1 protein-coding gene is annotated in these 1,785 nt (G+C 43.3%); it reads right to left on the bottom strand.

Annotated features, from left to right (window positions below):
• Positions 1-381: 381 nt before the first annotated feature.
• Entirely contained in the window at positions 382-1,659 is a 1,278-nt protein-coding gene (locus A6754_RS22205) for an IS110 family RNA-guided transposase (RefSeq protein ID WP_066442640.1), read from the bottom strand.
• Positions 1,660-1,785: the final 126 nt, after the last annotated feature.

Raw genomic sequence — 1,785 nt, 5'->3', positions numbered from 1 at the left:
CCTCCCTCTATAAATGTTGATTTATCAACGGTTTGACCCGTTGGTGGGGTGTCAAAAAAATATTTTTCGACACGTCTTCTAACAAAATTTTAATAATATGTGAAACTATTCCAACGTATGGGTACGCTACGCGGTCACTACTGGATAATGATGGTAAGTAGTGCTAGGAAAATATGTGATGCACAATGGATCTCTGCGTAGCTTATGATGACGTACCCTCCCATGTCTCTGGGCATCTAAGTGCCTACATTCCTTCGTTCGGTCTAGTCATAAGGCAGAGGCTAGCGAAGCTCCTTTAGGGACTCGAGGTCGAATGGAAAAAATAATGCCAGCTTCTCCGTGTCATCCTGTTGTCTAGGTCTGTTAAGGGGATGTAGAACTTTACATAGCCTCTGCGAGACTAGGAATATCCTTCATCATTCGCTGTGCGTCAAATGCTTTGTGCTTGGTACTGATCCCATGTAACACTTTTAATAGTTTTCCGCATAGAACCACGATGGATTGCTTCTTACGTAACGGATTAACCTTACGGTTTGTGTAATACTCATGTAGCTTTCGAAAGGCTTCATTATGGCGAATCATTGGCATCATCACTCGGAAAAGGAGGGCGCGTAGCTTTCTTCTGCCCCGTTTGGAGATGCGTTTTTGTCCTTTGTGCTGACCGGAGGAATTTTCACGTAATGTTAATCCCGCGAGTTTAATGATTTGGCGTGGATCTTCATAGTGTGAAAAGCTACCGATTTCAGCTAACAAATCGACAATTGTGGTATCACCAAGTCCTTGAACCGTTGAGAGCCATTCGTACTCTACAGATGTTTGAACGAGCTCAACTAAGTGCTGTGTAATACTTTCAATTTCTTGTTCCAATTGGTTGTAACGACGAACGAGTGTGGCGATTTCAATACGGGCCATTTCACGTCCCTCTGTTACTCCGATGGAATTAGCAGCGACTTCAATAAGGCGAATTGCTTTCGGTCGTTGGGGAGATTTGAGCCCATCAACCTGGCGGTAAAGTGCTAATACTTCATCGGGATGTTTCTGGTGAAGATCACTAGGAAATGGGGTACACTCTAGTACTGCCATTGCCATCTTTCCGAATGACGGAAAGACCTGGGTGAACTCAGGAAAATAGCGATCTAACCAGCGAATCATCATGTTTTTAACAGCTCCAAGTTCCTCTGTCAACTTACTTTTAAACGTTGACCCAACACGAAGTTCTGCCTCCACGTCTTTCAAGATTCGCGGATAACTAAAGCGTCCATCTTTAACAAGACGAGCGATCACTAAAGCATCTTTGCGGTCATGTTTGGTTGGTAAATTGTCATCCAACTCCTTTGACCGTTTGACGTGCATAGGGTTGGTCATAGCCAGGGGAATCCCCCGATCCTCGAGGAAATAGGCTAAATTAAGCCAGTAATGGCCTGTAGGTTCAATCCCGACAATGACTTCCGTTTTTTCGTATTCTTTCATTGCAGCCAAAATACGTTGATAAAAACTCAAGAAACCATCACTAGATTGTAATACCGAGAAAGATTTTTGTAGTACCCGTCCACGATCATCTACAAAGCAAGCAAAATGTTTTCGCTTGGCAATGTCGATTCCGACTACGAGTGTTTTTTCGGTGACTTGATTTATTTTCTGATTTTGTTTAAAATCCATTTTGGAGTCCTCCTTGGTTACCTAAGTTAGGGGTCATTTCGCCACACGATTTGACACCCCGAATCATACCAAGAGGGCTCTTTTTTGTTCAAGTCCCCGAAAATCCTTCTAACAGGAATGCTCCTT

Origin of the sequence: Cytobacillus gottheilii (assembly GCF_001636345.1) — a bacterium.
In the GTDB taxonomy this organism is placed as follows: Bacteria; Bacillota; Bacilli; order Bacillales; family Cytobacillaceae; genus Cytobacillus; species Cytobacillus gottheilii.
This window is presented reverse-complemented; position numbering and strand designations above follow the sequence as displayed.